General features: G+C 69.5%; 30 protein-coding genes. 12 read left to right on the top strand and 18 right to left on the bottom strand.

Features of this window, described 5'->3' with window-relative positions; all coding sequences use genetic code 11:
• Positions 1-24: 24 nt before the first annotated feature.
• From ACFY9N_RS16750 to ACFY9N_RS16740, 3 genes are read left to right on the top strand one after another with little or no spacing between them, the layout of a single operon-like run.
• Positions 25-1,038, top strand: coding sequence for an Ldh family oxidoreductase (locus ACFY9N_RS16750; protein WP_391480040.1), 1,014 nt, complete (start codon positions 25-27; stop codon positions 1,036-1,038).
• Entirely contained in the window at positions 1,035-2,033 is a 999-nt protein-coding gene (locus tag ACFY9N_RS16745) for a proline racemase family protein (RefSeq protein ID WP_391480039.1), read from the top strand. The genes ACFY9N_RS16750 and ACFY9N_RS16745 overlap by 4 nt, the downstream gene beginning before the upstream one ends.
• A 42-nt stretch (positions 2,034-2,075) precedes the next feature.
• The gene (locus tag ACFY9N_RS16740) at positions 2,076-2,390 is read left to right on the top strand and encodes a DUF2277 domain-containing protein (RefSeq protein WP_391480038.1); all 315 of its coding nucleotides are present in this window, start codon (positions 2,076-2,078) and stop codon (positions 2,388-2,390) included.
• A gap of 11 nt (positions 2,391-2,401) precedes the next feature.
• Here ACFY9N_RS16740 and ACFY9N_RS16735 read toward each other — a convergent pair whose 3' ends face one another.
• Complete coding sequence (locus ACFY9N_RS16735) at positions 2,402-3,091, bottom strand: DedA family protein (RefSeq protein WP_391480037.1); 690 nt, start codon at positions 3,089-3,091, stop codon at positions 2,402-2,404.
• 91 nt (positions 3,092-3,182) lie between these two features.
• Positions 3,183-4,727, bottom strand: a complete 1,545-nt coding sequence (locus tag ACFY9N_RS16730; protein ID WP_391480035.1) for a LuxR C-terminal-related transcriptional regulator — start codon at positions 4,725-4,727, stop codon at positions 3,183-3,185.
• A gap of 193 nt (positions 4,728-4,920) precedes the next feature.
• Here ACFY9N_RS16730 and ACFY9N_RS16725 point away from each other — a divergent pair, with 193 nt between their 5' ends.
• Positions 4,921-5,409 (top strand): pyridoxamine 5'-phosphate oxidase family protein, encoded by a 489-nt coding sequence (locus ACFY9N_RS16725; RefSeq protein WP_391480033.1) that lies wholly within the window; start codon positions 4,921-4,923, stop codon positions 5,407-5,409.
• Between the two features lie 3 nt (positions 5,410-5,412).
• Here the strand turns inward: ACFY9N_RS16725 and ACFY9N_RS16720 are convergent, their stop codons facing one another.
• The gene (locus ACFY9N_RS16720; RefSeq protein WP_391480032.1) at positions 5,413-5,820 is read right to left on the bottom strand and encodes a hypothetical protein; all 408 of its coding nucleotides are present in this window, start codon (positions 5,818-5,820) and stop codon (positions 5,413-5,415) included.
• 142 nt (positions 5,821-5,962) lie between these two features.
• On the opposite strand from ACFY9N_RS16720, the gene ACFY9N_RS16715 reads away from it, so the two are divergent.
• Together ACFY9N_RS16715 and arr are read left to right on the top strand one after the other, a co-directional pair.
• Positions 5,963-6,598, top strand: a complete 636-nt coding sequence (locus ACFY9N_RS16715) for a hypothetical protein (RefSeq protein WP_391480030.1) — start codon at positions 5,963-5,965, stop codon at positions 6,596-6,598.
• A gap of 26 nt (positions 6,599-6,624) precedes the next feature.
• Positions 6,625-7,035 (top strand): NAD(+)--rifampin ADP-ribosyltransferase, encoded by a 411-nt coding sequence (gene arr / locus ACFY9N_RS16710; protein ID WP_391480029.1) that lies wholly within the window; start codon positions 6,625-6,627, stop codon positions 7,033-7,035.
• Positions 7,036-7,058: 23 nt separating this feature from the next.
• Here the strand turns inward: arr and ACFY9N_RS16705 are convergent, their stop codons facing one another.
• Positions 7,059-7,328, bottom strand: coding sequence for a hypothetical protein (locus tag ACFY9N_RS16705; protein ID WP_391480028.1), 270 nt, complete (start codon positions 7,326-7,328; stop codon positions 7,059-7,061).
• 114 nt (positions 7,329-7,442) lie between these two features.
• Between ACFY9N_RS16705 and ACFY9N_RS16700 the strand changes: the two genes are divergently transcribed.
• Positions 7,443-7,793: a hypothetical protein gene (locus ACFY9N_RS16700; RefSeq protein WP_391480026.1), complete on the top strand. Its 351-nt coding sequence runs from the start codon at positions 7,443-7,445 to the stop codon at positions 7,791-7,793.
• A gap of 6 nt (positions 7,794-7,799) precedes the next feature.
• On the opposite strand, the gene ACFY9N_RS16695 is transcribed toward ACFY9N_RS16700, so the two are convergent.
• From ACFY9N_RS16695 to ACFY9N_RS16675, 5 genes are read right to left on the bottom strand one after another with little or no spacing between them, the layout of a single operon-like run.
• Complete coding sequence (locus ACFY9N_RS16695) at positions 7,800-8,807, bottom strand: sugar kinase (RefSeq protein ID WP_391480025.1); 1,008 nt, start codon at positions 8,805-8,807, stop codon at positions 7,800-7,802.
• Between the two features lie 7 nt (positions 8,808-8,814).
• The gene (gene manD / locus ACFY9N_RS16690; RefSeq protein ID WP_391480023.1) at positions 8,815-10,041 is read right to left on the bottom strand and encodes a D-mannonate dehydratase ManD; all 1,227 of its coding nucleotides are present in this window, start codon (positions 10,039-10,041) and stop codon (positions 8,815-8,817) included.
• A 22-nt stretch (positions 10,042-10,063) separates the two neighbouring features.
• On the bottom strand, positions 10,064-11,455 hold the full coding sequence (locus tag ACFY9N_RS16685) for an MFS transporter (RefSeq protein WP_391480022.1): 1,392 nt from the start codon (positions 11,453-11,455) through the stop codon (positions 10,064-10,066).
• 38 nt (positions 11,456-11,493) lie between these two features.
• Positions 11,494-12,498: an L-idonate 5-dehydrogenase gene (locus ACFY9N_RS16680; protein WP_391480021.1), complete on the bottom strand. Its 1,005-nt coding sequence runs from the start codon at positions 12,496-12,498 to the stop codon at positions 11,494-11,496.
• Positions 12,495-14,051 carry a mannitol dehydrogenase family protein gene (locus ACFY9N_RS16675; protein ID WP_391480020.1) on the bottom strand — a complete coding sequence of 519 codons (1,557 nt, stop codon included), beginning with the start codon at positions 14,049-14,051 and terminating at the stop codon, positions 12,495-12,497. Before ACFY9N_RS16675 ends, ACFY9N_RS16680 begins: the two co-directional genes overlap by 4 nt.
• Positions 14,052-14,142: 91 nt before the next feature.
• Between ACFY9N_RS16675 and ACFY9N_RS16670 the strand changes: the two genes are divergently transcribed.
• On the top strand, positions 14,143-15,108 hold the full coding sequence (locus ACFY9N_RS16670; protein ID WP_391480019.1) for a LacI family DNA-binding transcriptional regulator: 966 nt from the start codon (positions 14,143-14,145) through the stop codon (positions 15,106-15,108).
• A 198-nt stretch (positions 15,109-15,306) separates the two neighbouring features.
• Entirely contained in the window at positions 15,307-15,525 is a 219-nt protein-coding gene (locus tag ACFY9N_RS16665) for a DUF6458 family protein (RefSeq protein ID WP_391480018.1), read from the top strand.
• Positions 15,526-15,576: 51 nt separating this feature from the next.
• Here ACFY9N_RS16665 and ACFY9N_RS16660 read toward each other — a convergent pair whose 3' ends face one another.
• The 5 genes from ACFY9N_RS16660 to ACFY9N_RS16640 form a co-directional block, all read right to left on the bottom strand.
• Positions 15,577-15,771, bottom strand: a complete 195-nt coding sequence (locus tag ACFY9N_RS16660) for a hypothetical protein (protein WP_391480017.1) — start codon at positions 15,769-15,771, stop codon at positions 15,577-15,579.
• An 87-nt stretch (positions 15,772-15,858) separates the two neighbouring features.
• Positions 15,859-16,290 (bottom strand): DUF3995 domain-containing protein, encoded by a 432-nt coding sequence (locus tag ACFY9N_RS16655; protein WP_391480015.1) that lies wholly within the window; start codon positions 16,288-16,290, stop codon positions 15,859-15,861.
• A gap of 50 nt (positions 16,291-16,340) precedes the next feature.
• Positions 16,341-17,021, bottom strand: coding sequence for a CPBP family intramembrane glutamic endopeptidase (locus ACFY9N_RS16650; protein ID WP_391480014.1), 681 nt, complete (start codon positions 17,019-17,021; stop codon positions 16,341-16,343).
• A gap of 100 nt (positions 17,022-17,121) precedes the next feature.
• Complete coding sequence (locus ACFY9N_RS16645; RefSeq protein WP_391480012.1) at positions 17,122-18,081, bottom strand: hypothetical protein; 960 nt, start codon at positions 18,079-18,081, stop codon at positions 17,122-17,124.
• 33 nt (positions 18,082-18,114) lie between these two features.
• On the bottom strand, positions 18,115-19,014 hold the full coding sequence (locus ACFY9N_RS16640; protein ID WP_391480011.1) for an endo alpha-1,4 polygalactosaminidase: 900 nt from the start codon (positions 19,012-19,014) through the stop codon (positions 18,115-18,117).
• A gap of 89 nt (positions 19,015-19,103) precedes the next feature.
• Between ACFY9N_RS16640 and ACFY9N_RS16635 the strand changes: the two genes are divergently transcribed.
• Positions 19,104-19,673 (top strand): NADPH-dependent FMN reductase, encoded by a 570-nt coding sequence (locus ACFY9N_RS16635; RefSeq protein WP_391480010.1) that lies wholly within the window; start codon positions 19,104-19,106, stop codon positions 19,671-19,673.
• A 144-nt stretch (positions 19,674-19,817) separates the two neighbouring features.
• Entirely contained in the window at positions 19,818-22,034 is a 2,217-nt protein-coding gene (locus ACFY9N_RS16630) for a glycoside hydrolase family 10 protein (protein WP_391480009.1), read from the top strand.
• 133 nt (positions 22,035-22,167) lie between these two features.
• Here ACFY9N_RS16630 and ACFY9N_RS16625 read toward each other — a convergent pair whose 3' ends face one another.
• From ACFY9N_RS16625 to ACFY9N_RS16615, 3 genes are all read right to left on the bottom strand, one after another.
• The gene (locus ACFY9N_RS16625) at positions 22,168-23,577 is read right to left on the bottom strand and encodes an MFS transporter (RefSeq protein WP_391480008.1); all 1,410 of its coding nucleotides are present in this window, start codon (positions 23,575-23,577) and stop codon (positions 22,168-22,170) included.
• Between the two features lie 74 nt (positions 23,578-23,651).
• Positions 23,652-24,773, bottom strand: coding sequence for a YbdK family carboxylate-amine ligase (locus tag ACFY9N_RS16620; RefSeq protein ID WP_391480006.1), 1,122 nt, complete (start codon positions 24,771-24,773; stop codon positions 23,652-23,654).
• 9 nt (positions 24,774-24,782) lie between these two features.
• A complete protein-coding gene (locus tag ACFY9N_RS16615; protein WP_391480005.1) occupies positions 24,783-25,049 on the bottom strand; it encodes a Rho termination factor N-terminal domain-containing protein in 267 nt (88 codons plus the stop codon).
• Positions 25,050-25,215: 166 nt separating this feature from the next.
• On the opposite strand from ACFY9N_RS16615, the gene ACFY9N_RS16610 reads away from it, so the two are divergent.
• Positions 25,216-25,380, top strand: coding sequence for a hypothetical protein (locus tag ACFY9N_RS16610; RefSeq protein ID WP_391480004.1), 165 nt, complete (start codon positions 25,216-25,218; stop codon positions 25,378-25,380).
• Positions 25,381-25,474: 94 nt separating this feature from the next.
• Here the strand turns inward: ACFY9N_RS16610 and ACFY9N_RS16605 are convergent, their stop codons facing one another.
• On the bottom strand, positions 25,475-25,681 hold the full coding sequence (locus ACFY9N_RS16605) for a CsbD family protein (protein WP_391480002.1): 207 nt from the start codon (positions 25,679-25,681) through the stop codon (positions 25,475-25,477).
• Positions 25,682-26,081 lie beyond the last annotated feature (400 nt).

Here is a 26,081-nt window from a genome sequence, read left to right as displayed (position 1 = left end):
CCGCCCTGGATACCGTGGAGAGACATGGATGCCGCGCGTGAGACGACACTGACCTGGGACGAACTCGACACTCTCTGCCGCGCGGCGGTGCGCGGATCCGGGGGCTCGGAGCGCACGGCGGCGGCGCTCGCCGCGAGCACCGTCGCCGCCGAGCAGCAGGGCAAGGTCGCGGTCGGAGCCGCGCACCTGCTCGACTACCTCGATGCGCTCGCCGAGGGGCGGCTCGTCCCCGACGCCATCCCCGGGGTGCAGTCCACCCGGGCGGGCGTCGTGCGCGTGGATGCCGCGGGCGGCACCGCGCAGGCCGCCTTCGATGCCGCATTCCCGGCGTTCGTGCGGGCGGCCGGCGAGGTCGGGGTCGCCGTGCTCTCGCTGCGGGACGGCTACAGCGCCGGCGAGCTCGGCTACTACGCGCGTCGGGTCGCCGACCGCGGACTCATCGCCCTGGTGTGCGCGAACTCGCCTGCGCTGATGAGCGTCTACTCCGCGCCGGTGCCCGTGACGGGCACGAACCCGATGGCCTTCGCGCTGCCGCACGCCTCCGGGCCGCGTTCGTTCGATCAGGCGAGCAGCGCCACCGCCTGGGTGTCGGTGCGGGCAGCGGCCGACCGCTCCGAACCGCTCCCCGAAGGGTGGGCCCTCGACGCCGCGGGCGCGCCGACCACCGACGCGGGCGCTGCCCTCGATGGCGCCCTCCTGCCCTTCGGCGGGGCGAAGGGGTCGAACATCGCGCTGATGGTCGAGATGCTCGCCGTGCTCTCCGGCGGCATGTTCTCGCAGGATGCCGCGCCCTTCGACTCCGGATCCACCTCGCCGAGCCTCGGACTGTTCGTGCTCGCCCTCGACCCCGAGGCGTTCGACCCGGGGTACTCCGAACGCGTCGAACAGCACCTCCGCGCACTCGCCGAACGGCACGGCGCGGACTTCGGCCGACGGCATCCGTTCCCCGAGAACGCGACCCTCCCCGCCTCCCTGCACGCGGCCCTGACCGCGGCGGCGCGGCAGGACGCGGCGCCGCAGGACGGAGGTGCACGATGAGGAGCACCCGCGCGATCCAGACGGTCGAGGTGCACACCGAGGGGCTGCCGGTGCGCGTCGTCACCGGGGGAGTCCCGGCTCTCCCCGGCGACACGATGGAGGAGCGGCGACAGTGGTTCATCGCCCACTCCGACGACCTGCGCACGTTCCTCCTGAACGAACCGCGCGGGCACGGCACGCTCTCCGGCGCGATCCTGCAGCCCTCGACGCGACCCGACGCGGACTGGGGTGTCCTCTTCATCGAGGTCACCGGAGTGCTGCCGATGTGCGGTGCCGGAACCATCGGGGTCGCCACCGCCCTCGTCGAGACCGGCATGGTCGCCGTCACCGAACCCATCACCGAGGTGCGACTCGACACCCCGGTCGGGCTGATCGTCGCCCGCGTCGAGGTGCGTGACGGGGCGGCACTCGCGGTGACGATCGTCAACGTTCCCTCGTACGTCGTGGGGCTCGACCGCGCGGTCGACGTGCCGGGCCTCGGCCGGGTGCCATATGACCTCGCCTACGGTGGCAACTTCTACGCGTTCGTCGAAGCATCCGCCGTCGGCATCCCCTTCGAGCGCGCGTCGGCGGACGCCTTCGTCGCCGCCGGCCGCGCGATCATGCGGGCGATCGACGCACACGAGATGCCCGTGCATCCCGAGACCGGGTTCGCCGGGTGCGAGCACGTCGTGTTCCTCGCGGAGGGATCGGATGCCGTTCACTCGCGCCACGCCCTGATCAACCACCCCGGATGGCTCGACCGCTCGCCCGGAGGCACCGGCACGAGCGCCCGCATGGCCGTGCTGCACGCGCGCGGAGAGCTGGCCCTCGAGACGGATTTCGAGAACGAGTCGTTCATCGGCACGACGTTCACGGGGCGGCTGCGCGAGCGGGCGACGGTGGGAGGAGCGGATGCCGTGATCCCCGAGATCACCGGACGCGCCTGGGTCACCGGCACGGCGCAGTACCTGCTCAACCCCACCGATCCGTTCCCCGCGGGCTACACCGTCTGAACGCCCTGGCGCTGTTCGCCGGGCCGATCTAGCCTTGCTGGCATGTGCCGCAACATCATCCCGCTGAACAACCTCGAGCCCCCGGCATCCGACGACGAGTGCCACGACGCCGCCGTGCAGTTCGTCCGCAAGATCTCGGGGTCGAACGCACCCTCGCGCGCGAACCAGGAGGTGTTCGACCATGCGGTCGCCGAGATCGAACGATCGGTGCGCAGCCTGCTCGACGGACTCGTCACGTCCGCTGCGCCGAAGAACCGTCAGGAGCAGGCCGCGAAGCGCCAGGCGCGTTCGGCGGAGCGCTACGAGGCGATCCGGGTGTTCCAGGAGGCGAAGCGCGCCGCCCGCGCGGAGGCCTGACCCGGCTCCCGTCAGTCGGCGTCGGGCTGCGGCATCCGTCGCGGGCCGCCCTCGCGCAGGCGGCGGCGCACGCGCGAGGCGATGAAGATCAGCACGAGCAGGGCGATCGCGCCGACCGCGATGTTCGAGATGAGTCCGCTCCACTCCTCGAGCACCGGCTTGATGGCCGGGCCGAAGGCGAAGCCGAGACCGATCCAGATCGCGTTCCAGATGCCCGAGCCGATCAGCGTGTAGAGCGTGAACTTCCACAGCGGCATCCGCTCGATGCCGGCCGGGATCGAGATGAACGAACGCACGAGCGGGACGCAGCGGCCGAAGAGCACCGCCCCGCCGCCCCAGCGGGCGAAGAACGCCTCGGCCTTGTCGAAGTCCTCGTAGTCGAGGAGCGGGATGCGGCCGACGATGCGGCGCGTGCGGTCACGGCCGACCGCCGCGCCGATCGCGTACCAGAGCAGAGCGCCGACGAGCACGCCGAGGGTGGCCGCCGCCCACGCGCCCACAGCGCTCATCCGGCTCTCGTACGCGAGGAAACCGGCGACGGGAAGGATCGCTTCCGAGGGGATCGGCGGCACGAACGTCTCGATGAGGATCGCGATGCCGACGCCCACCTCCCCGAGCGATTCGATGAGGCTCAGCACCCAGCCGACGAAACCGTCGTAGGCGGGGGCGGATGCTTCCAGAGCGGGGGTGATGCGGCTCATCGTGTCCTCAGGTGTCGGGGATCGCGGTGGTCGTACCCGACGACGCTACCGGGCGCACCTGGGATACGGCTCCGTGTTCACCGAGCGCGACTCAACGTCCGAGTTGGAACAGGTCGATCAGCTCCTGCCGGTTCGCGACCTCGAGCTTGCGGAACGCACCCCGCAACTGCGACTTGACCGTGTTGACGCTCACGTGCTGCTTCGCGGCGATGTCGGTGTTCGACAGCCCGGCCAGCGCCGAGGCCACGACGGCGGTCTCGCGGCGGGTGAGCGCATCCGTTCCGGCGACGGAGATCGCGTCCGCCATCCCGCGCAGGTGTGCGGCGATGTCGGCGTGCCCCCGCTCCTCGATCAGATCGGCGAGGCGCGAGCGAGCCGCTGCGGATGCCGGCGGGAAGGACGAGAACACGCCGTTCCATGTCGCGAGTGCGGCCGCCCGCTGCAGGAGGTCGTCGCGCTGGTCGGCGGCGACCGTCTCGGCGGCGATCGCGAGCGCCGAGATGAGCACGCGCGGGCGAGCGCTCGACACGTGCAGGAGAGGGGTGACCATCCGCCGAGCCGCAGCGGCCTGTCCGCGCTGCAGGAGTCGGCGCCCGTGGAGGACCGCGGATGTCTGCGCCACCAGTCCGCCGTCGGCGGTCGGGGCGGTGGCGCCGAGGCTCCGCACCGCGCTCTCCGGTTGGTGAAGTACGAGCAGAAGCAGATAGCGCACGAGCCGGGTGTACTCGGCGTTCACCGGCACCCGGGCGTACTCGGGGGCGAGCGAGGCGACGAAGCCGTCGAACTCCGACAGCAGCACCTGCGCATCGTCGCGCCGCTCGGAGACGGCGAATGCGCGCAGCGCGAAGTAGGGGCCCCAGAAATCCAGGGAGAGAGCGATGTCGATGCCGTCGAGGACGTCGCGGGCCCCCGCCATGTCGAGACGGTCCATGCGCAGCACGGCGCCGGCGAGGCGCGCCGCGGTCGGGGCATCCGCCGCCCACCAGGCGTCCGCCGGGACCTCGGGGAGTTGATCGAGCAATCGCACGGCATCGCGTCCGCGACCGTGGAGTGCGTGGATGAGCGCGCTCGCGCCGCCCGACGTGGTGCGCACCAGTCGGTTGTCGACCGAGACCGCCCAGTCGTGGCTGCGCGCGAACTGCTCGAGCGCATCGTCGAAACGGCTGGCGAGGAAGTACGTCACGCCCCAGTGGTAGTGGAGCTCGGGCAGGGCGTTCGCGAAGGTCGGGACCACCTCGACGGGCACGGCCCTCAGAGTGGCGACGGCCTGATCGGCGGCCGCCGTCGCGTCGTCCAGGCGACCCTCTCCGCGGGCGACGGCCACGCGACCGGTGAGTGCGGCGAGGCGATCGAGGGGTGGCGCGTCCGGGTCGTCGGAGAGGATGTCGCGGTAGGCGCGGCTCTCGGGTCGCCGATTCGAGCGTCGACGCAGATGCTCCTCGGCGAAACGCAGGCGCGGGTTCGCGTCGAGCACGGTCGGGGGCAGGGTCTCGATCGTGCGGATCAGGAGTTCGGGGTGGCTCTGGTAGAGATCGCTCCAGCGGGAGCCGAGGATGCCGAGCACCCCGGTCCAGTCGTCGTCGTGCCTCGCGGCGGCGACGGCTCTTTCGAGATCTTCGGCGGCTCCTGCGGTCATCGAACTGATCTCTCCCTCGTCGTTCCCCTCGACCCGTCCAGTCTGTCAGAGCCTCGTGAGGGTGGGTTGCGCAACCATCGCGTGCCGCGGATAAGCCCTCCCGGCCGAGATCGCAACCCCCTCGGCCCCGGCATCCACGGGTTGCAAGATGGCGGTGATGCCGCACGGATCGCGGCGCAGAAGGGACATCCTCATGACCGACACCACGCCCGTTCAGCGGGTCGCCGAACTCCTCCACGACTTCCGTTTCGCGATGTTCACCACCCGCAACGCCGAGGGGCGTCTCGTGGCGCATCCGCTCACCGTGCAGGAGGCCGAGTTCGACGGCGACCTGTGGTTCCTCGTGTCGAAGAGCGCGACACTCGTGCTCGACGCGCAGGCCGACGAGAGGGTGGGGGTCTCGTTCAGTTCGAACGATTCGTGGGTGTCGCTGTCGGGAACCGCGGGGCTCGTCGACGACCCGGCGAAGGTGCGCGAGCTGTGGAGTCCCACCGTCGAGGCCTGGTTCACGAACGGGCCGGACGATCCCGACGTGGGTCTGCTGAAGTTCACCGCCGAGTCCGCCGAGTACTGGGACAGCCCGGGCGGCAAGATCGCCTCGCTGTTCAGCTTCGTGAAGTCGAAGATCACCGGCGAGGCGTATGAAGGCGAGAACGAGACGGTCGAGCTGCCGGAGAGGTGAGCCTCAGCGACGGAAGATCCATTCGGCCGTGGGCACGAGGGCGATCACGGCGAAGATGATCCAGTAGAACCGCGCTGGGATGAAGAAGAACGTCGACTGCGGGGTGACGAGGAGTCCGTTGCCGTCGGCATCGACGGCCTGCACGATCTCGGTCTCCTTTGTGCGCCCCTTCTCGTCGACGATCGGCTCGGGGAGGGCGCGTTCGAGCATCGCCGGGCGAGGCTTGTCGATGCGCGGAAACGCCCAGAGCGTGAGCGCCAGGCTGATCAGTGCACCGAACCAGAGCATCATCGCGATGCTCTGCGGATACTCGGCGGGCACGCCCAGGGCTGTCAAGGTCTGACTGCCGACCACAGCGCCCGCCAGGAGTGCGCCGAGAACGAGAATTCCCCATCGGGTCCAGATGATCACAGGTCGGTCCTCTCCACGCCCGGGAGTCGTGAGAGCGGCGGCTGACTCCGACGCGTCTCGGGACCGAATCCCGAGGTGGTGCGTGTTCGAGTCCCGTACGGATGACGAGGATCGCGTCGTTTTCTGTCGGTGGCGATCCGTCATGATGGTGAACGACGGATGCCTCGATGGGCGCATCCGCGGAGAGGACGGTGCCGTGTCGGTATTCGCCGGTCGTGTCTTCCTCGCGATCACCGGGTCGGTGTTCCTCGTCGCTGTCGCGTGGGCGGGCTGGGCGTGGCCAGGCGAGGGGCCGGATGCCGCGGGTCTGGGCGTCCTGCTGGCCCTCGCCGTGATCGCGGCGGTTCTGTGGATCGCCGCCGCCGTGCTCACCGTTCGCTTCGTCGAAGCGACCGTCGATGAGCGCAGCGTCACGCTCCGGCGGGTGTGGGGGAGGAGCAGGACCATCGATCGCGCCTCGGTGGACGAGGTCGTGCTCTTCTCCCTGATCCTGCCCACGCGCCTGGGGACGACGGCGACGCGACGGGTTCTCCTGCGGCGGAAGGGTGCTCAGGTCGCGGCGTTCACACCGCGCGCCGCGGGATTCGCCGCCGTACTCGCGAGGTGCGGATGGGATCCCGTCGTGATCGCGGATCCGCTCACTCCGCCCGAGGCGACCCGTCGCTACCCGGGGTCGGTGGGTCGGGGCGAGAGACTCGCGCACCTCCTCCCCGTCGGCGCGATCATCGTCGGCGCGACCGCGGCGGTCTGCGTGGTCGCCGTCGCCCTCGGGCGCTAGCGGTTCCGCGAGCGTAGGCTGTCGGCGTGAGCGACGCACTCGACGACGGACCCTTCTTCCACGGCACGAAGGCCGACCTGCGGCCGGGTGATCTCCTCACCGCGGGGTTCCCCTCGAACTACCGCCCCGAGATCGTCATGAACCACATCTACTTCACGGCGATGCCGAACGGTGCGGGTCTCGCCGCCGAGCTCGCTCCCGGCGACCGTGCCCCGCGCGTGTACGAGGTCGAGCCGATCGGCGATTTCGAGAACGACCCCAACGTGACCGACAAGAAGTTCCCGGGCAACCCCACCCGCTCGTATCGCAGCGCCGCTGCGCTACGGATCGTGCGCGAGGTCGAGGACTGGACCCGTCTGACCCCGGAGGCACTCGCCGAGTGGCGTCGGAAGCTCGCCACCCTGCACGCCGATGATCGCGCCGAGATCATCAACTGAGCAGGCGATCGCCCCTCGGACGTTCAGAGATCCCAGTCGCCGATCGGGGGGATGGGCGGGGCGTGGTCGTGGTCTCGCCCTTCGTGCGCGACCGAGATGACGACGCGTGCGCCGGGAGAGACGAGCACACTCACGAGGCCACCGCGGCTGGAGATGTCGACGAAGGTCGGCTCCGACCGCGCGGCCGCTTCGATGCGCGCCATGAGATCGACGAGGTCGCGGTCGCCGTCCAGCAGGAACTCGCGGCCGTCGATCTCGATCCGTGTTCTCGGCTTCGTTCTCGACCCGTCCATGCGCTCGACGGTAGACCCGGACCGAGCCGATGCTGAGGGGGTTGCGCGAGACGGATGCCGTTGGTAGCCGCCGGGTGGCATCCGTTCCCGCCGACGGGGGCTAGGGTTTCGAGCATGGGTTCACTGCACTACGGCGGCTCCGAGGATGCCATCCGCATCGACGACCGCGCGCTCGCGCACCTCAAGGTCGCCATCGCCACCAAGCTGCGCCGCAATGAGAGCTTCACGCTGTCGTGGCGTCACACCACCGACGACGTGGAGGGGCGGTCGACGATCTGGCTGCACCCGTCGATCCCGCTGCGCTTCACGTTCGACGAACCGGAGGCGCCGCAGCTCAATCTGAAGTGGATCGAGCAGTTGATGATGTCGGCGAACTCCTCGGGCGGCATCAGCCTCGTCGACGAGATGCTCGAGACGGCGGAGGCGCCGGACGCAGCGGAATCACCGGACCCAGCGGGGGAGTGACCGCGCTCAGCGCCGGACCGGGTCGCCCCCGCCGTCGAGGAACCGATCGAGATCGCGCAACGTCGGTGCGGCCTCCCAGTCTCCCGGCACGAGACACGCGATCGCGCCGCAGGCATTGGCGCGCCGGAGCGTGTCCTCGAGGCCCCGTCCGTCGAGCCACGCACTGAGATACCCCGCCACGAACGCATCGCCCGCGCCGACCGTGTCGACGACGTCGATCGCGAAGCCGGGGGCGGCGACCACCGCGTCGGGCGTGAGCACCGTCGCGCCGCCCGGGCCCTGCTTCACCACGACCTGCCCGACGCCGGCGGCGTGCAGCAGCGCGGCGGCCTCGGCGGCGGATGGGTCGATCTCGGATGCCGCGGTCGTTGATGCCGCGGGGTACAGCACCGCGAACTCCTCGGCGCCCCCGAACACGAGGTCGGCGCGCTCCGCCAGCTCGCGCAGGATGGGGCCGGCCACGGAGACCGGAGCCAGAGCGGAACGGTAGTTGATGTCGACGCTCACGGTCACTCCGGCAGCGGTCGCGCGGTCGACCGCGACGAGCACGGCCTCCCGGGCCGAGGTCGACAGCAGCGGGGTGATTCCGGTGACGTGCAGGATCGCCGCCCGCTCGATCCACCCGTCCGGCAGGTCCTCCGGCCGCAGCCGCGATCCGGCCGAGCCCGTGCGGTAGTAGTGCACGGCGGTGGATGCCGCGGAGGGCCGTTCCTTCACCATGAGGCCGGTGGGGGCATCCGCATCGACGATGCCGTGCACCTCGACGCCCTCGGCGCGGATCTCGCGCAGCGCCCGTTCACCGAGCGAGTCGTCGCCGACCCGGCCGAGCCACGAGGCGGATGCCCCCAGCCGGCGTAACCCGATGGCCACGTTGCTTTCGGCCCCTCCGACACCGAGCGCCATCGCGCTCGCGTGCCGGAGGGAGCCGATCTCGACGGTGCGCATCAGCGCCATGGTCTCGCCGAGCGTGACCACGCCGCCGTGTGCGGCCACCCGGAGGCGTGGATCCGTCACGGACGTGTCACCAGTCGTGCACGGTGCCGTCGAGCAGACGGTTCACCGGCAGGTACGCCTTGGTGTACTCGTGTCCCGCCGCGGCATCCTCGTCGAGTTCCACGCCGAGACCGGGCTTGTCGCCCGGGTGCAGGAAGCCCCGGTCGAAGGTGAACGACGTCTGGAACACCTCGAGCGTCTGGGCGTTGTGCGGCATGTACTCCTGGATCCCGAAGTTGTGGATCGCGAGATCGAGGTGCAGGGCTGCGGCCATGCCGACTGGCGAGATGTCGGTCGGGCCGTGGATGCCGGACTTGATGCCGTAGATCGCGGCGAAGTCGAGGAGCTTCTTCATGGCCGTGATGCCGCCGGTGTGGGTGACGGCCGAGCGCACGTAGTCGATCAGGCGCTCGGTGATGAGCGTCTGGTAGTCGTAGACCGAGTTGAAGACCTCGCCGATCGCGAGCGGCGTCGTGGAGTGCTGGCGCACCAGGCGCAGCGCCGTCTGGTCCTCGCCGGGCGTGCAGTCCTCGAGCCAGTAGAGGTCGTAGGGCTCGATGTCCTTCGCGAAGCGGGCGGCCTCGATCGGGGTCATGCGGTGGTGGCCGTCGTGCAGGATGCGCAGATCGGTGCCGAAGTCCTCGCGGATGCTGGCGAAGACGCCGGGCATGTGGTTCAGGTAGTTGCGGGTGTCCCAGCGCTCCTCGCTGGGGCGGTCGCCCGAGCGCTTGGCCGGCTCGTAGTCGTAGCGCACGCCCGGACCCGACGACGAGACGCCGTAGATCTGGCCGAGGCCCGGCACTCCGGTCTGCACGCGCACGGCCGTGTAGCCGAGCTCCTGGTAGCCGGTGATCGCGTTCTTGAGCGCGGCGTAATCGGTGCCCGAGGCGTGAGCGTAGACGCGCACCCCGTCACGGCTCGCGCCACCGAGCAGCTGGTAGAGCGGCATCCCGGCCTTCTTCGCCTTGATGTCCCACAGGGCCATGTCGACCGCAGCGATCGCGGCCATCGTGACCGGACCACGCCGCCAGTACGGTCCGCGGTAGAGGTACTGCCAGGTGTCCTCGATGCGGTCCTCGTCACGGCCGACGAGCGTCGAGGCGACGTGGTCGGCGAGGTACGACGCGACCGCGAGCTCGCGCCCGTTGAGGGTCGCGTCGCCGAGGCCGGTGATGCCGTCGGAGGTGGTGATCTTGAGCGTGACGAAGTTGCGCCCCGGGCTGGTGATGTTGACGTCGACGAGTTCGATGGTCATGGTGTTTCTCCGGGTAGAGGGGTCAGATCGCGTCGCGCGGGTCGGTCAGATCGCGACCGGCGACCTCGGGCATCCAGATCGATGCGACGAGCGCGCAGAGCGTGAAGAACACGAGCATGATGATGATCGGGATGAACGATCCGGTCACGGCCGACACCCACGCGGCGGCGATCACGGGGCCGGCGCCGGTCGCGACGATCGCGGCGATCTCGCGGGCCATGGCCGTGAACGTGTAGCGGTTGCGGGCGCCGAAGAGTTCGGGGAGCGTGAGGTTCTCGAGCGACGCGAAGCTCATCACCGCGAGGTTGTGCAGCACGACGTAGCCGATGAAGACCTGCAGGGTGTCCTTGCTGCTGATCATGAGCATGGTCGGGACGATGACGATCAGGGCGATGATCGCCCACACCATGTACATGCGCTTGCGGCCGAAGCGGTCGCCGAGCCAGCCCGACAGCGGCACCGTGATGAAGGCGACGAGCGACGAGACGATCACGGCGTTGACGCCGATCGAGCGGTCGAGCAGCAGCACGACGGTGATGTAGCTGATGAGGTACGTCTGGATCATGCCCGAGTTGCCGGCCTGACCGAAGCGCAGCAGCAGCGCGATCGAGAAGGCCTTCCAGGGCTTGCGCTGCATGGCCTCGAGCGTGCGGATGTCACCGGTCTCGGTGGCGAGCTGGATGGTCTCGGCCTTCGAAAGCGCCTTGCCGTCGACGACGTCGTCGCGCTCCTCGAAGACCGGGGTCTCCTTGAGGTTGAAACGCACCCAGATCGCGAAGAGCATGATGACCGCGCTGGCGATGAAGGGGATGCGCCACGCCCACGCGATGACCTCGTCCTCGCTGTAGGCGACGAGCAGGATCGCCCAGATACCCGAGGCGAGCAGCGTGCCGCAGTTCGTGCCGAGCGCGACGAGCGAGGCGATGATGCCGCGCCGCTTCGCCGGCGCGTACTCGGCGAGCATGACGCCGGCACCCGAGATCTCGGCGCCCGCACCGAAGCCCTGGGCGATGCGCAGCAGCACGAGCAGGATCGGCGCGAGAACGCCCACCTGCGAGTACGTCGGCAGGAAGCCGATGAGCGTCGTCGCGAGACCCATGAGCAGGATCGTGTAGAAGAGCACCTTCGTGCGGCCGGTCTTGTCGCCGAGACGGGCGAAGAAGAACGCGCCTACCGGGCGGGCCACGTAGCCGACGCCGTAGGTGGCCATCGCGGCGACGACCGCGACGGCGGGGTTCTCGGACGAGAAGAACAGATCGGCGAAGACGAGTGCGGCCGCCAGCGAGTAGAGCTGGTAGTCCATGAACTCGAGCGCGGTGCCGAGCCAGCCCGAGATGGCGGCGCGCACGAGGTCGCGCACTGACCTCTTCGCGGTGGGATCGGCGGCCGGGGCCGCCGTGGTGGCGTCTGACATGGGAGGTACTCCTTCGTACGGGAAACGTGAGGGGTGAACTAGAGGGAGAGCAGGACCTTCGCCGAGGCGGAGGAGTCGCGGGCGATCGTGAATGCGTTCACGGCGTCGGATGCCGGGAGCACGTGCGAGATCACGGGGTCGAGAGCATCCGACTCCGCGAGCATGCGCACGGCGTCATCGATCTCGGTGGAGAAGCGGAAGGCGCCGCGGATCGTGAGCTCCTTCGCCAGCAGCGGCGCGAGGTTCACGCCGATGTCGCTGTTGGGGAGCATGCCGACCTGCACGATGGTGCCGGTGCGGCGGGTGGCGCGAACGGCCTGGGTGAGGGCGACGCCCACGCCCGAGCACTCGAAGACGACGTCGTACGACTCGTTCTGGATCGTGTCGCGGCCGACGAGGGCGACCTCGGTCGCGCCGAGAGCCTGCGCGCGCTCGAGCGGCTCGGTGCGCACGTCACTCGCGCCGACGACTCCCGCTCCCGCGTGCACGGCCGCGGCCACGACGAGCAGACCGATGGGGCCGGCGCCGATCACGAGCACGCGCTTCCCGCTGATGTCGCCGGCGAGGCCCACGGCGTGCAGTGCGACGGCGAGGGGCTCGGCGAGCGCGGCGCGCTCGAGGGGCAGGCCGTCGGGCAGCACACGGATCATGTGCTCCTCGACGATCAGCAGCTCGGATGCTCCGCCCTGACGGTGCGGGTTCGCCGCGGCGCTGCCGAGGTAGTCGCCACCGGGACGCAGGTGCGGGCGGTCCTCGAGGCCGGGGACGGATGCTCCGTAGCGCGCGGGGTGCACCGTCACCGGGGTGCCGGGGGCGAGGCGGCCCGAGGGGTCGAGGTCGACGACGCCGGAGAGCTCGTGGCCGGGCACGAGGGGCTCGCGGATCGTGTACTCGCCGTTGGCGCCGTGGAAGTAGTAGTGGAGGTCGGATCCGCAGATGCCGACGAAGCCGACGCGCAGTCGCACCTCGCCCGCTCCGGGCTCCGGGGTCTCCCGGTCGTCCCAGCGGATGTCTTCTTTGCCGTGGATGACGAGCGACTTCATCGGCGGGCCTCCTTCGTGGCGGTGGTGTGGTTGTCGAGCTTGCCCTCTTCCCCAGGGGAGGGGGAGGCGGAGAGGGCATCGGCGATCGCGGCGTCGACGCCGGAGCGGCGGATCGTGTCGACCAGCTCACCGACCCGCGCGGCGAAGGCGTCCTGGTGAGCGAGTTCGCTGCCGAACAGGCGGTGATCGATGATCACGCGGCGGGCGAGGTCGACGCCGTCGCGCGCTCCTGCCGCCAGCACGGCGAGGCGTTCGCGGACGGGGTCGGTCATCGCCTTCGCGTGCACGCCGGGGTCGAAACCGCCGAGTGGCGCGTGGCACGACAGGTACCCGGCGACCGTGAGAGCGATGAGGTGCGGCATCCGCCCCTGTCCGAGCGCGAGGAGCGCGGGCTCCGGGATGCGCTGGCGCAGTTTCACCGAGCCGTCCGAGCCGACCTGGCGGGTCTGGTGGCCGAGCGCGCTGTTGCCCCAGCGCTCGAACAGCTCCGCCTCGTAGGCACGGATGTCGACACCGGTGGGCACGTCGACCGACGGCTCGTACTCGCCGCGCATGACGCCGCGTGCGGCATCCGCGATCCGGTCGATGCCGATCGCCTCGGGGATCGTGCCGACCCCGCGGAGGGCGCCGAGGTAGGCGATGAGGGAATGCGTGCCGTTGAGCAGGCGCACCTTCATCTGCTCGTAGCGGCCGACCTCGGAGGTGAACACGGCGCCGCCGGCCTCCCAGGCCGGGCGTCCGCCGGCGAACGCGTCCTCGATGGCCCACATCGTGAACGGTTCGCCGGGCACCGGGATGGCGTCGACCGCGCCGAGCAGACCGGTGACCTCGTCGCGCAGGTGCGGGGTGGTCGACGGCACGATGCGGTCGACCATGCTCGACGGGAAGGTCACGGCGCGGTCGAGGAAGGCGAGGGCATCGGATGCCTCGTCGCCGGGCAGCGCCTGGAGGAACTCGCGCACGAGCTTCTCGGTGTGCTTGCCGTTCGCGGCGAGGTTGTCGCAGCTGAGGATCGCGATCGGCTCGCCACCGGCAAGGGCGCGGGCCTGGAGGCCGCGGGCGAGCTGGCCGATCGTCGACCGCGGGGAACCGCCCTGCAGATCGGCGCGCACGGTCTCGTCATCGAGGTCGAGGTGCTCGGTGGCGGGGGAATAGCTGTAGCCGTTCTCGGTGACGGTCAGCGTGACGATGCGGATGCCGGGATCGGCGATGTGCGAGACGACGCGCGCGGGCTCGTCGCCCGCGACGAAGGCGTCGGTGTGCACTCCGGGGATCGCGAGGCTCGTGCCCGCGGGGGAGATCGTGGCGACCGAGTAGAGGAAGTCCTGTGCGTGCATCGCGTCGACGACCGTTCGCGAGCGGGAGGCGGCGCCGATGATTCCCCAGTCGCCGTCGCCCTGGGCGATGGCGGCGGCGGTGTACATCGCCTGGTGCGCCCGGTGGAAGCTACCGAGGCCGAGGTGGAGGATGCCGGAGCCTGAGGGGGTGACCAGCGGAGCGGTGGTCGCGGGGGTGGCGCGGCTCAGGATCCGGAGATCGGCGTTGATCGTCATGTAAAGCAGTGTGAATGATTTGTACAAACATGTCAAGCCCGTTTCATGACGGACGGCGTGCCATAGGATTGCGGGAACCGGAGGGGTGGACGTGGCAGCGACATTGACCGACGTGGCGAAGCGCGCAGGCGTCTCGATCGCCACGGCATCGCGTGCCTTCGGCGAACCCGAGCGCCTGGCCCCGACCACCCGCGAACGCGTGCTCGAAGCGGCGGCCGACCTCGGCTACGCGGGTCCGCAGACGGGCACCGCGACCCGAACGCTCGGGGTCATCGTTCCCGACGTCGCCAACCCCGTCTACGGCAAACTCCTCAAGGCGGTGCAGGGGCAGGCCTGGCACGGACGCCACCGCACCGTGCTGTTCGACGCCGACGAGGACCTCCGTCGCGAGCGCGAACAGATCGAGCAGGCCCGCAAGCTCGACGGCATCCTGCTCTGCTCCCCGCGACTGCCCGACGCCGAGGTCGTCTCCCTCGTCGGCGGCACGCCCGCGGTCGTGGTGAACCGGCAGATCGACGGTCTGCCCTCCGTGCTCATGGATGCCGAGCACGGCCCAGCCCAGGCGATCGAGCACCTCGTCGCGCTCGGGCACCGGCACATCGCCTATGCCTCCGGCCCGCGCGGGTCGTGGGCCGACGCCCGTCGATTCGACACGATCGAGCGCGCGTGCGAGCGCCACGGCATCCGCCTCACCCGGTTGAGTCATCACGAGGCATCCATCCAGGGCGGCCGGGCTGCCGCCGCGCTCGCCGCCGCCAGCGGGGCGACCGCCGTCGTCGCCTACAACGACCTCGTCGCGATCGGTCTCGAAGCCGGGTTGTTGGACCTCGGACTCTCCTGCCCCGACGACGTGAGTCTGGTCGGGATCGACGACATCGATCTCGCCGGCGCCGTCACGCCCGGACTCACCACCGTGCAGATGCCGATCGAGCGCACGGGAGCCCTCGGTGTCGATCTTCTGTTGCAGGCGATCGCGGGCGCGGTGGTCGGCGAGGCCGCGACGCTCGGCTCGCAGCTCATCGTGCGCGCTTCGACCGCGGCGCCGCAGCGCGCGTAACTCCGGACGCTGGGTCCCTCTCTCAGGGACTGGGTCCCTCTCTCAGGGACTGGGTCCCTCTCTCAGGGACTGGGTCCCTGAGCCTGTCGAAGGGTCCCGCCCCGTGACTCCCCGGCCACGTCAAGCCCTTTCCGCTGGCCCGGCATTCCGGCATCATGAGGCGGGACGGCGTCGCCGGATGCCGGAAGGAGCACTCGCATGAGCATCGGAACCGGAATCTTCTTGTTCGTGGTCGGCGCCATCCTGACCTTCGCGCTCGAGGTTCGCCTCGACTGGATCGATCTCGATCTCGTCGGCTACATCCTGATGGCGGCCGGTGTGCTGATCTTCCTGATCGGCATCATCCTGCTGATCACGCGCCGCAGCCGTGCCCGCGGCGCGACGGCCACGACCGTCGTCGACGACGACCGCGTCTGACCTCTCGCACCCGCCCGCGCACGGTGGGTCTCGACGTTCGTGGCGCGGGCGTCAGCGGGCCAGACCCTCGCTCTGGTCGAGCGCGTCGCGGTCGTCGGCGTCGTGGTCTTCCCCGTCATCGGCCGTGAAGACCTTGCCGTCCGCGGCGGGTTCGGCGGCGGCATCCGCTGCGGCGTCGTAGGGGCCGCGTTCGTCATCGGGGTAGGAACTCGGGCCCTGGTCGGCTGTCGTGCTCGCATCGCTCATGCGTCGTCCTCTCGGGGTTCTTCATCGATGGCGGATGCTTCAGCCTGGGGCATCCGTCGGCAACGGGCATGCCCGTTGACAACGAGGTCAGCGCCGTCGACTGCTGAGCCACAGCGCCGCACCGAGGATCGCCGCGAACGGGCGATACCAGCGGCGATCGAGTCGCTGGAACCTCTTACCGGCGGGTGGCATTCCGAGTGCGGCGAGTGCTGCGTCGCCCCCCAGTGCTGCGCGGAGAAGCATCACCATGCTCAGTGAGCGCAGACCGATGCGGATCAGTCGACCGTTCCCGAGCGCTCCACTCGCGGCGAGTGCAGCCCCGGCGGTTCCCGCGGCGACGACGGCCGTCGGCGCTGCGGAGGGCATCGTGACTTTCTGCCCGACGACCGCCTCTGCCAGGCGCTTCGGGCTCTGCGCTGGCCACGGCGAACCGCTGGCCCAGATCGCGTGCAGCGCGGCAAGGGAACTCAGTCCGATAACACTCGTCGTGCGTGCGATGACTCTGATTCCGGAAGGCACGCGGCCAGATTAGTGCGCGCGACGGCGATGATGAGGATCTCGCGCCCGCGTCACGCCTTCCCGTCCTCCGGCATCGTGGGCGCGGGATCGATGGCCTTCACGCGCCCACGGATCAGGAACAGTGCGACGAGCGCGAACACGACGGACACGAGATTGAACGGTCCGGCGAGCCCGATCAGGGTGTTCTGATCGCCGTGCGCGACATCGATGCCGCCCGTGGCGAGGAAGGTCGTGGGGTCGGTGAGCGCGTGCAGCAGGATCGGCCATACGAGATTGCCCGTCGCGCGGAGCACGAGATACATCATCATGCCGAAGCCGAACGCGAAGCCCACCGTGGCCAGCACCGTGAGCACGGGCTGGCCCGACAGGATGTTCGTCGCGTGCAGCAGCGCGAAGATCGCCGACGAGATCACTGCGACGGCGACCTCGCGGTAGCCGGCATCCCGGAGCAGCTTCACGGCGATGCCGCGCGTCAGCACCTCCTCGGTCAGGCCGATGAGCAGGCCGGAGGCGAAGGTGAGCGCGATGACCCGCACGTCGTAGCCGCCGAAGTCGATACCCGCGAGGCGCAGCGCGATCGGGGCGGCGACGAGGGCGACCGCGATCCACATCCACCAGCGCCCGCGGATCGGCTGCCGACCGAACAGCGTGCCGAACCAGTCGACGCTGCCGACGAAAAGCAGCAGCACGATCGTTCCGAACAGCAACGGCAGGAACAGTCCGAAGAACACTCCCTGCGGGCTGGCGAAGAGGTCGGTGCCGACCTCGCCGCCCCAGACCGGACCGACGACGAGGATGCTGAAGCCCTCAGCGGGAAGGGGCGACGCGGTCTCAGCGGGCTGAGGCTCCGCATTCGATCACCAGGGTCGACCGCCCCTCGGGAGTCCAGACGCCGGCGGCGATGCGGCCGGGAGCGAGCGCGACGAGCGACTCGACCTCACCGGCTTCCTCGCCGATCACGTCCGGCAGATCCGCGCGTTCCGGCGAATCGAGCGCCGCGCCGGTGAGCACGAGAGCGTCCTCCGGAGCGAAGATCGCGGCACGCTCGTCGTCGACCCAGCAGCCGGCGATCCCGAGGCCGTACTCGGCACCGATCTCGGTGGCCGAGACCTGACCGATCTCCTCGAGAGACGGCCAGGCGAACACCCGAGCGGTCTCGGGGTCGCTGGGGTACGGGGTCACCAACAGCCGGTCGCCCGCGGGGCGAAAGCCCGCGATCACGGGATCCTGCCCCGCAAGGATCTCGGTCAACCGGAGGTTCGGGCTCGTTTCGCCGGTGGCGTCGATGTCGGCGCGGAGGGCCAGGCATCCGTCTTGCCCCATCGCAAACTCGATCACGGCCACGGGATCGTGCGGATGCGGGTGGATGGCCGCTATCGCATCGTCGGCATCGACCGTCTTCTCGTCGAGCAGAGTCCCCGTCGCGAGATCGAGCAGGAGTACTCGATGACCGCCACCATCGCCGGGCGCGGGCGCGGTCGCGAGTACGAGATCGCCGATGAACGCCGCGGAATCGATGGCGAGCCCGGGGATTGTCACGGTGTCTTCTCCGACGAGCACGGCGTCGCTCCCCGCGCTGAGCACCAGGCGACCGACGGCGGATGCCGCACGCACGCGCACGTCGCCGGTCAGCGCGAGGGCACGGCCGCTGACTTCGCTCAACCGGTCGTCGAGCAGCCGGACCGCGCCCTCGTGCCAGCGAGCGAACCACCGGCGTCCGTCGTGGAGGCCTGCGTCGACGAGTCCGGGCAGTTCGTCGAGGATCGCGGTGACGCGGGCATCCGTGGTCATGCGTCCACCGTATCGGCGTCGGTCCCGAGGCTCTCAGCAGGTCTCGAACACGTAGGCGTCGTCGTCCGGTGTGACGAGGTCGCGGTCGCGCAGCACCATCGACGCCGGCGACTCGGGGTCGGCGCACATCTCGGCGAACGTGCGGGGCAGTTCATCGGTGTACTCGATGTCGATCACGGCGTCGCCGTAGACCTCCGTGTACGCGCCGCACTCCTCGTAGGCTGCGCACTCCTCGGTGACGGCGAAGTCGAATCCCGCCTCGTCGTGCAGCACCGCGGCATCCTCGGCGGCGTTCTTCTGGCCGGCGGCCAGGCCGGCGTCGTGGGCGGCGTCGACGAGCATCGTCGCGAGGGCGAGGTTGCCGTCGAGGGTCAGCGCGCCGTCGGAGCGGGTGTACGAGTCGAGATTGTCGAACTCGACCGCGTCGAAGCCGGCACCCGCGCATCCCTCGATCCAGGGCGTGACGAGGGCCGCGATGCGGTCACGCTTCTCGCTGCTGGACGTGTCGACCAGCGCCTCGTCGGGCCAGTCCGGGTCGAACACCGGTTCATCGTCGCGCTGCAGCAGCAGATCGTCGTCCCACAGGTCGAACTCGCCCGGCTGGGTCTGGAAGCCGTTGACGTAGCAGACCGAGTAGACGCCGTCGGCGGGCTCGGCCGCGCGGTCGCGGCCGACGATCCCGACGTCGGATGCCGGGTCGTAGGCGCCGCCGAGCTGGTAGTCGGGCTGCGCGCCGGCGGGCGGTGCGGTGAAGGTGCCGGATGCCGCAGCATCCGTCGCGTCCGTCCCATCCGCTCCGTCCGCCCCCGATGCGGCGCACCCCGTCGCGACGAGCGCGACGAGCGCGAGAACCGCCGCTCCCGTCGCATTTCCTGTCGCCCTGGCGCGCTCATTCCGACGGAAAGTGCGACGGGAGTGGGGGGAGGTGCGCATGTCAGAAATCTACCCGGCGCGTCGGGAATGCGGATGCAGCGCTCACCGTTCCGTCTTCATGCACGTGCATGTATTCGGAAGGATTTCCCATGACCACCACCTATGACGTCGGCTTCGTCGTCGGCAGCATCTCCTCGACCTCCATCAACCGCCGTCTGTCGAAGGCGCTCGTGAAGCTCGCGCCGCAGGCCGGGCTGAACCTCACCGAGATCCCCCTAGCAGACCTCCCCTTCTACTCGGCTGACAACGACGGTGCGATCCCCGCTGAGGCCGCGTCGTTCAAGAAGGCGATCGAGGCATCCGACGGCATCATCGTCATCACTCCCGAGTACAACCGCTCGGTGCCGGGCGTGCTGAAGAACGCGCTCGACACGGCCAGCCGCCCGTGGGGTCAGAACAGCTTCGCCGGCAAGCCCTCGGCCGTGATCGGCGCCTCGATCGGCGCGATCGGCACTGCGGTCGCCCAGCAGCACCTGCGCTCGATCCTCTCGTTCCTCGCCTCGCCCGAGCTCTCGCAGCCGGAGGCCTACGTGCACCTGCGCGAAGGGCTGATCACCGACGACGGAGAGGTCACCGACGAGTCCACCACCGAGTTCCTCCTTTCGTGGCTCACCGCTGTGCATACGCACATCGCGAAGACGCTCAGCCCCGTCAGCTGATCTCTTCTCGGAGGGGCTCGCGGCCGTCGGCTGCGGGCCTCTTCTATGTCCTCGGGACGGGCGTCGGGGTCGTGACGGGGTGGTGATTGGGCGGATGCTGTGGCACGCTGTTAGTTAGTTCCACTAACAATGCCAAATGTGGAAATGGTTATCACCGTGAACGCCGAAGTGAACGAGGACTCGATGCTGAGAAGAACCACCGCCGCCGCGACAGCCGCCCTGTTGATGCTCGCGCTCCCGGCCGCGGCCGTCGCCGCTTCCGACGAGGAGCCGCTCTACAAGTATGTGAAGGATGCCGACGGCACCTACGGCTACGGCACCGATCCCGTCGAGACGTTCCCGGGCTCGGGGGAGCAGGTCACGATCCCCACCGCCTTCGACGCGGAGAACCGGCGCTTCTCGAGTGCGTGGGTCGGGACGATCGGCAACCTCAACTTCGGCAAGCCCGCGGATGCCGCCGACTTCGACGCGAGGTACGCCACCGTTCTCGACGACTTCGAGGCGTGGAACATGAACGCCGTGATCTTCCAGGTGCGTCCGCTGCTCGACGCGTACTACCCCTCGGAGCTGAACCCGTGGTCGGAGTTCCTCGGTGGCCCGCAGGGAACCGACCCGGGCTACGACCCGCTGCAGAAGATGGTCGATGCGACGCACGCGCGCGGCATGGAGTTCCACGCGTGGCTCAACCCGTACCGAGTCACCAACACCAAGATGACCGCCCCCGCGATCCTCACCGCCCTCGGCCTGACCGCCGACGAGGTGAAGGCGCTCACGATTCCGGAGTACATCGCCGCCCTCAACGGGGCCGGCATCCTCGCCGACGACAACTTCGCCGTGCAGCATCCCGACTGGGTGCTGTCGTTCGAGGAGAAGCTGTTCCTCGACCCGGGGCAGCCCGAGGTGCCGGCCTACGTCGCGGCATCCGTCGCCGAGATCGTCGAGAACTACGACGTCGATGCGATCCACTTCGACGACTACTTCTACCCGTACCGGATCACGGTCGACGGTGCGAACGTCTTCTTCGGTGCGCAGGGCGAGGACCGCGCGACCTTCGAGGAGTTCGGGCTCACCGCCGGGTATTCCGACACGCAGGCGGGTATCGAGGCGTGGCGACGCGACAACATCACCGGCCTCGTCACGCAGGTCGGAGATGTCATCGACGCGCACAATGCGGATGCCGGCACCGCCGTGCAGCTCGGCATCAGCCCGTTCGGCATCTGGGAGCACAAGGCACTCGACCCCGCCGGATCGAACACCCCGACCGGTTCGTCGCAGACCTACAGCAGCGCGGTGTTCGCCGACACTCGCGGCTGGGTGCAGGACGAGCTGATCGACTACCTCACTCCGCAGATCTACTGGAGCTTCGACCAGGCGGCAGCCCCCTATGGGGAGCTCGCGCAGTGGTGGAGCGCCACCGCCGCCGATAGTCGCACCCAGATCTACGTCGGGCATGCGCTCTACAAGCACGTCAACAACGGCGGCTGGGAGGCCGCGTGGATGAACCCCGAAGAGGTGCCGAACCAGATCCGCTTCAACCAGAAGCTCGACGGCATCGATGGCAGTGTGCTGTTCAGCTACAACGACATGAAGCCGAGCGACATCGCGGCGCTGCCCGCCGATCAGCAGCCCAAGAACCAGGCGAAGAACTCCGCCATCGAACTTCTGAAGGCCGAGGCGTTCGCACATCCGACCGTTGTTCCGGCGAAGCCGTGGCTGTCGGACGGCGCGGTCGCCGCCCCGACGGACGTCGCGGTCGACGACGACGCGCTCGTCTGGGCGGCCGGTGATGCGGTGGAGGCGCGCCAGTACGCGATCTACCGCGGCACCGGTACGGCCGAGGAGATCGTCGCCGCCCCGGGAACGCTGGTCGACACGGTGTGGGCCGGGGGATCGGGGGAGTTCGCGTGGGCGCTTCCTGCGGACGGTGATTCGGGCGCCGGTGCGGGTACGGGTGCGGATGCCGGTGATGCGGGTACCGGTGATGCGGGTACCGATGATGCGGATGTCGCGGATGTTGCTGCGCGCGCGGCGGGGGAGAGCTGGGTCGTGACCGCGCTGGACGCGGCAGCGGTCGAGAGCGCGCCGGTCGCGGTCGCGGATGCCGTCGATCCGGTCGATCCGGTCGATCCGGTCGATCCGGTCGATCCGGTGGACCCCGTCGACCCTGGTACGCCCGGTGAGGGTTCGGGCACGGGCTCCGGTTCGGGCTCGGGCGGAGCATCCGATGCGGGTGTCCAGGACGACCTCGCGACGACCGGCGGGGACGTGCCGGCCGCCGCGCTCTTCCTGGCCGGCGGTCTGCTCGCCGCCGGTGCCGCGACCGCGGGCGCAGCTGCACTGCGCCGGCGTCGCCGCGCCTGAGCGGATCTCGCAGATCTGCAGAGATCTCGGAGCGAATCGATCGGATTCGTGTGAGACGACTGCAGATCTGCGAGATCCCGCGTAGCGGGGACCAGAGTCAGGGCCCGAGTCAGGTCGTGGGTCAGGTCGTGGGTCAGGTGGTGGGCGACGCCGGGGAGGGGGCGGATGCCGGGGTCACGGCGTCTTCGACCTCGGCGGGGTTGCGGCGGATGCCGATCCACGACACGATCGCTCCCAGCACGAGCAGTGCGGCGGTGACCCAGGCGGCGCTGTGGAATCCGTCGAGGTCGAGCATGCCGCCGACGATGGTCGACAGCATCGCGACGACGAGGAGTCCGGCGACGCGGGCGACGGCGTTGTTGACGGCCGAGGCGATGCCGGAGTGCTCCTGGTCGATCGCGCCGAGGATCGCGGCGGTCAGCGGCGCGACCGTCAGGGCGAGGCCCAGGCCCATGACGATCATGGCCGGGAGCACCTGCCACCAGTAGTCGAACTCGGTGCCGACGAGCAACAGCATGAGGGCGCCTGCGGCCATGACCGCGGGGCCGACCGTCATGAAGATGCGCGGACCGAAGCGCCCGGCCCAGGCGCCCGCGCGTGAGCTGACGAGGATCATCAGGATCGTCATCGGCAGGCTGGCGAGGCCGGCGGCGGTGGCGCTGAGACCGGCGCCCTGCTGCAGATAGACACCCACGACGAACCCGTTGAGCGAGAGCGCGGCGTAGACGAAGAGAGTGGCGAGGTTTCCCCACCCGAAGTCGCGCACGCGGAACAGCCAGAGCGGCATGAGCGGAGACTCCGAGCCCCGCTGGCGCAGCAGGAACCACGCGAACAGCAGGGCTCCGGCGACTCCGGGGATCCAGATCGCGGGGGAACCCCAGCCGTAGTTCGGTTGCTCGATGAGGGCGAACACCACGGCTCCGAGGCCGATGGCGCACAGCGAGCCGCTGAACCAGTCGACGCGGCGACCGCTCGGCTTCTCGGCCAGCTTCAGACGGGACAGCAGGATCAGATTCACCGCGATGGGCAGCACGTTGATGAGGAACACGAAGCGCCACGACAGGTAATCGACGAAGAGTCCGCCCAGCAGAGGTCCGACCAGTTGCGCCGCGGTCGTGAACGCCGTCCACACCCCGATCGCGCGCGACTGCACGTCCGAGCGCATGGTGGCGGTGATCAGGGCGAGAGAGCTCGGCACCAGCAGGGCGCCCGCCGCGCCCTGGGCTGCGCGGGCGATGATGAGCACCAGCGGGTCGGGGGCCGCGGCCACCGCGATCGAGGCGATACCGAACGCGATGAGTCCCACCCGCATCACGAGTACGCGCCCGTAGGCGTCGGAGACCGAACCGGCCAGCAGGATCAGCGCACTCAGCGTGATCAGGTAGGCGTCGACCACCCACTGCTGGGTCGTGATGCCGCCGCCCAGTTCGCGGCTGATCGCGGGCAGCGCGACGTTGACGACCGTGCCGTCGAGGAACGTCACGAACGACGCGAGGACCGCGATCGAGATGACCAGGCGTTGGAGGCCGGAGAAGGATGCCACAGGCGAAGGCTACTCCCGGCCAAGGACATCGAGGGCGGATGCCGAGAACCTGGTCGTGCGCGGCATCCGGGAACTCACTCCGCCGCGGCCGCCGCCGATGGTGGTGTGGACGCGGGTACGCTTGCGGCTCCCGCAAGATGCAGCCGGCGTAGCCCGTCCATGCCCTCGCGCGCATACGCGCGCCGTTGCCGCTCGGCGCCTGTTCCCTCGACGCGGAGGCGAGCGAGGTGGTCGATGACGAACTCCGCGTCGCCGAGTTCCTCGAGGCCGGGGCGCACCAGATCGACCAAACGCTGTGCGGCAGTCCAGGCATCCGTGTGTTCGCCGGTGGTGGGATCGACGACGATCGCCCGCATCCCGTACCGTGCGGACACCCAGAGGACGGCGTCGATCTCCTCCACAGGAGCGGATGCCGCCGGCAGGTCGCCGTTGACCGCGATCGCGCGGATCAGCGTCGCCGCGAAGACCGTGTCATCGATGTCGAGCTGCGCGTCGCACACCCGGGCCTCGACCGTGGGGAAGCGGTCCGAGACGCGCGCCGCCCACGACAGCGACGATCGCTCGGGGATCGCTCCGAGGGCGAGCAGGCGCTCGACCTGTCGTACGTAGTCGTCGAGGTCACGGAAGTACGGCGGCGTCCAGGTCGCCGGGAGACGTCGGATCAGGATGCTCCGCCAGCTCGCGAAGCCGGTGTCGGCGCCCTCTGTGAAAGGGCTGTTCCCGGTGAGGGCGAGCAGGACGGGAAGCCAGCCGCGCAGGCGGTTGAGAGCGCGCACGCGCTCCTCGGCGTCCGCCACCTCCACGTGCACGTGAAGACCGTTGACTTCGTGACCGCGAGCGATGGAACCGAGTTGTGTCGCGACTCGGTCGTAGTGCGGTGAGGAGGAGATCATCGCCTGCCGTGTCGTGTGGAAAGGCGTTCCGGATGCGGCGACGACGGCGTCGTTCGCGGCGGCGTGTGCGGTGAGCATCCGTCGCAGTCCGTCGAGCTGCGTCACGGCATCCGCCCGCGAGAGGAGCGGATCGGTGACGCACTCGACCTGCGAGGTGAGGAATTCGGGGTAGATCTGTCCGCCGATGCGCCGGTCGGACACCTCGCGCGCGAGTCGCTCGCGTGAACCCGGTGCCGATGCCAGCGGCACGAGCGTTTCGCGGTCGACCAGCAGGAACTCCTCCTCGATGCCGAAGCGCGCCACCGAATCCGCCTAGTGGTTCCGCAGCATCGAGATGATCTCGGCCTTGCGCTTGCCGCTGTAGCCGGTGATCCCCAGTTCCTTCGCGCGTGCGCGCAGTTCGGCGACGGTCCAGTCCTCGTAGTCGCCGCTCTCGCCGCCGCGCCTGCCGACGGCCTTGCGGCCGTCCCGGGCCGCGGCGTTCGAGATGCGCGCGGCCTTCTCCTTCGACGCGCCGTCATCGCGGAGCTCCTCGTAGAGTTCCGGATCCTTCAGTGAGTTGTTCCGCCGTCCGGGCATGATCTCTCCTTTTCTCGAACCCTGCCTCGTCTTCGAGGAGGGGGGTGTTCTCGCGTACTCGCATTGCCGAGGCATCCGCGTCAACCCCCTCTGCCGCGATGGGTGGTCGTCGCTACCGTGGGGTCACAGCAATCGGGGCGCCCGCCTCGAAGAGAAGGGAAGAACGATGAACATCCTCCTCATCATCGTCATCGTCATCGCCGTGATCCTCGCGATCACCGGAGGACTCGTGCAGTCTCTGCAGTTCCTCCTGTGGGTGGGCCTGGTGCTCCTCGCGATCGCCGTGATCGCCTGGCTGCTCCGGTCGATCACCGGCAGCCGTCGCAGCTAGCGCGTCCAGAGCCAGAAAGAGGAGGCCCGCCCGAGTGGCGGGCCTCCTCTGCGTCTGCGGCCGGTTGCGCGTGATCAGCGCTGGTTGCGCGTGATCAGCGCTCGAACGCGTCGCGGACGTTCTTGCCGGCGTTCTCCGCCGCGTCCTTCACGTTCTCGCCGGCCTGCTTGGCGGACGCCTTGGTCTGGTCGGCACGGCCCTCGGCCTCGAGCTTCTCGTTGTCGGTGAGCTTGCCCACGCCCTCCTTGGCCTTTCCGACCAGCTTCTCGGCGGTGTTCTTGATGTCGTCTCCAGCGCTCATGGCGTCTTCCTCTCCTGATGGGGGTCGATGGAGATCCCACCCTCGCACCGCGCGCGCGAGGCGGCCACGGGATTGACAACCGGCGATGCGCGTGACAGATAGCGTCCGGTGGACGGTCCCGCCCCGCGGATGCCGGTTGCTCACACATCTGGGTTCCTGAGCTTGTCGAAGGGTCCCGCCCCGCTGGCGCTTGTTGGTCGCGTAACTGGGTCCCTGAGCTTGTCGAAGGGCCCGCCGCGCTGGCGCTTGTTGGTCGCGTAACTGGGTTCCTGAGCTTGTCGAAGGGTCCCGCCCCGCGGTCACTTGTTCTGCACCGGTGTGGTGTCCCCTCGGGTTCTCCACTGTTCGTGTCGATAGTTGCTGTGGCCTGGTCTTTTCGTGTCCGAATGTCGGTGGTCGC

The sequence above is a fragment of the Microbacterium sp. NPDC008134 genome, assembly GCF_042957055.1.
Classification (GTDB): domain Bacteria; phylum Actinomycetota; class Actinomycetes; order Actinomycetales; family Microbacteriaceae; genus Microbacterium.
The sequence above is the reverse complement of the archived record's forward strand: the minus strand, read 5'-3'. Positions and strand labels throughout refer to the sequence as shown.

Bases quoted from the DNA above. Each gene is read 5' to 3' on its own strand.
- ACFY9N_RS16750 (WP_391480040.1), top strand. From the start codon at position 25: ATGGATGCCGCGCGTGAGACGACACTGACCTGGGACGAACTCGACACT.
- ACFY9N_RS16745 (WP_391480039.1), top strand. From the start codon at position 1,035: ATGAGGAGCACCCGCGCGATCCAGACGGTCGAGGTGCACACCGAGGGG.
- ACFY9N_RS16740 (WP_391480038.1), top strand. From the start codon at position 2,076: ATGTGCCGCAACATCATCCCGCTGAACAACCTCGAGCCCCCGGCATCC.
- ACFY9N_RS16735 (WP_391480037.1), bottom strand. From the start codon at position 3,091: ATGAGCCGCATCACCCCCGCTCTGGAAGCATCCGCCCCCGCCTACGAC.
- ACFY9N_RS16730 (WP_391480035.1), bottom strand. From the start codon at position 4,727: ATGACCGCAGGAGCCGCCGAAGATCTCGAAAGAGCCGTCGCCGCCGCG.
- ACFY9N_RS16725 (WP_391480033.1), top strand. From the start codon at position 4,921: ATGACCGACACCACGCCCGTTCAGCGGGTCGCCGAACTCCTCCACGAC.
- ACFY9N_RS16715 (WP_391480030.1), top strand. From the start codon at position 5,963: ATGATGGTGAACGACGGATGCCTCGATGGGCGCATCCGCGGAGAGGAC.
- ACFY9N_RS16705 (WP_391480028.1), bottom strand. From the start codon at position 7,328: ATGGACGGGTCGAGAACGAAGCCGAGAACACGGATCGAGATCGACGGC.
- ACFY9N_RS16700 (WP_391480026.1), top strand. From the start codon at position 7,443: ATGGGTTCACTGCACTACGGCGGCTCCGAGGATGCCATCCGCATCGAC.
- manD (WP_391480023.1), bottom strand. From the start codon at position 10,041: ATGACCATCGAACTCGTCGACGTCAACATCACCAGCCCGGGGCGCAAC.
- ACFY9N_RS16685 (WP_391480022.1), bottom strand. From the start codon at position 11,455: ATGTCAGACGCCACCACGGCGGCCCCGGCCGCCGATCCCACCGCGAAG.
- ACFY9N_RS16680 (WP_391480021.1), bottom strand. From the start codon at position 12,498: ATGAAGTCGCTCGTCATCCACGGCAAAGAAGACATCCGCTGGGACGAC.
- ACFY9N_RS16675 (WP_391480020.1), bottom strand. From the start codon at position 14,051: ATGACGATCAACGCCGATCTCCGGATCCTGAGCCGCGCCACCCCCGCG.
- ACFY9N_RS16665 (WP_391480018.1), top strand. From the start codon at position 15,307: ATGAGCATCGGAACCGGAATCTTCTTGTTCGTGGTCGGCGCCATCCTG.
- ACFY9N_RS16660 (WP_391480017.1), bottom strand. From the start codon at position 15,771: ATGAGCGATGCGAGCACGACAGCCGACCAGGGCCCGAGTTCCTACCCC.
- ACFY9N_RS16645 (WP_391480012.1), bottom strand. From the start codon at position 18,081: ATGACCACGGATGCCCGCGTCACCGCGATCCTCGACGAACTGCCCGGA.
- ACFY9N_RS16640 (WP_391480011.1), bottom strand. From the start codon at position 19,014: ATGCGCACCTCCCCCCACTCCCGTCGCACTTTCCGTCGGAATGAGCGC.
- ACFY9N_RS16635 (WP_391480010.1), top strand. From the start codon at position 19,104: ATGACCACCACCTATGACGTCGGCTTCGTCGTCGGCAGCATCTCCTCG.
- ACFY9N_RS16630 (WP_391480009.1), top strand. From the start codon at position 19,818: ATGGTTATCACCGTGAACGCCGAAGTGAACGAGGACTCGATGCTGAGA.
- ACFY9N_RS16615 (WP_391480005.1), bottom strand. From the start codon at position 25,049: ATGCCCGGACGGCGGAACAACTCACTGAAGGATCCGGAACTCTACGAG.
- ACFY9N_RS16610 (WP_391480004.1), top strand. From the start codon at position 25,216: ATGAACATCCTCCTCATCATCGTCATCGTCATCGCCGTGATCCTCGCG.
- ACFY9N_RS16605 (WP_391480002.1), bottom strand. From the start codon at position 25,681: ATGAGCGCTGGAGACGACATCAAGAACACCGCCGAGAAGCTGGTCGGA.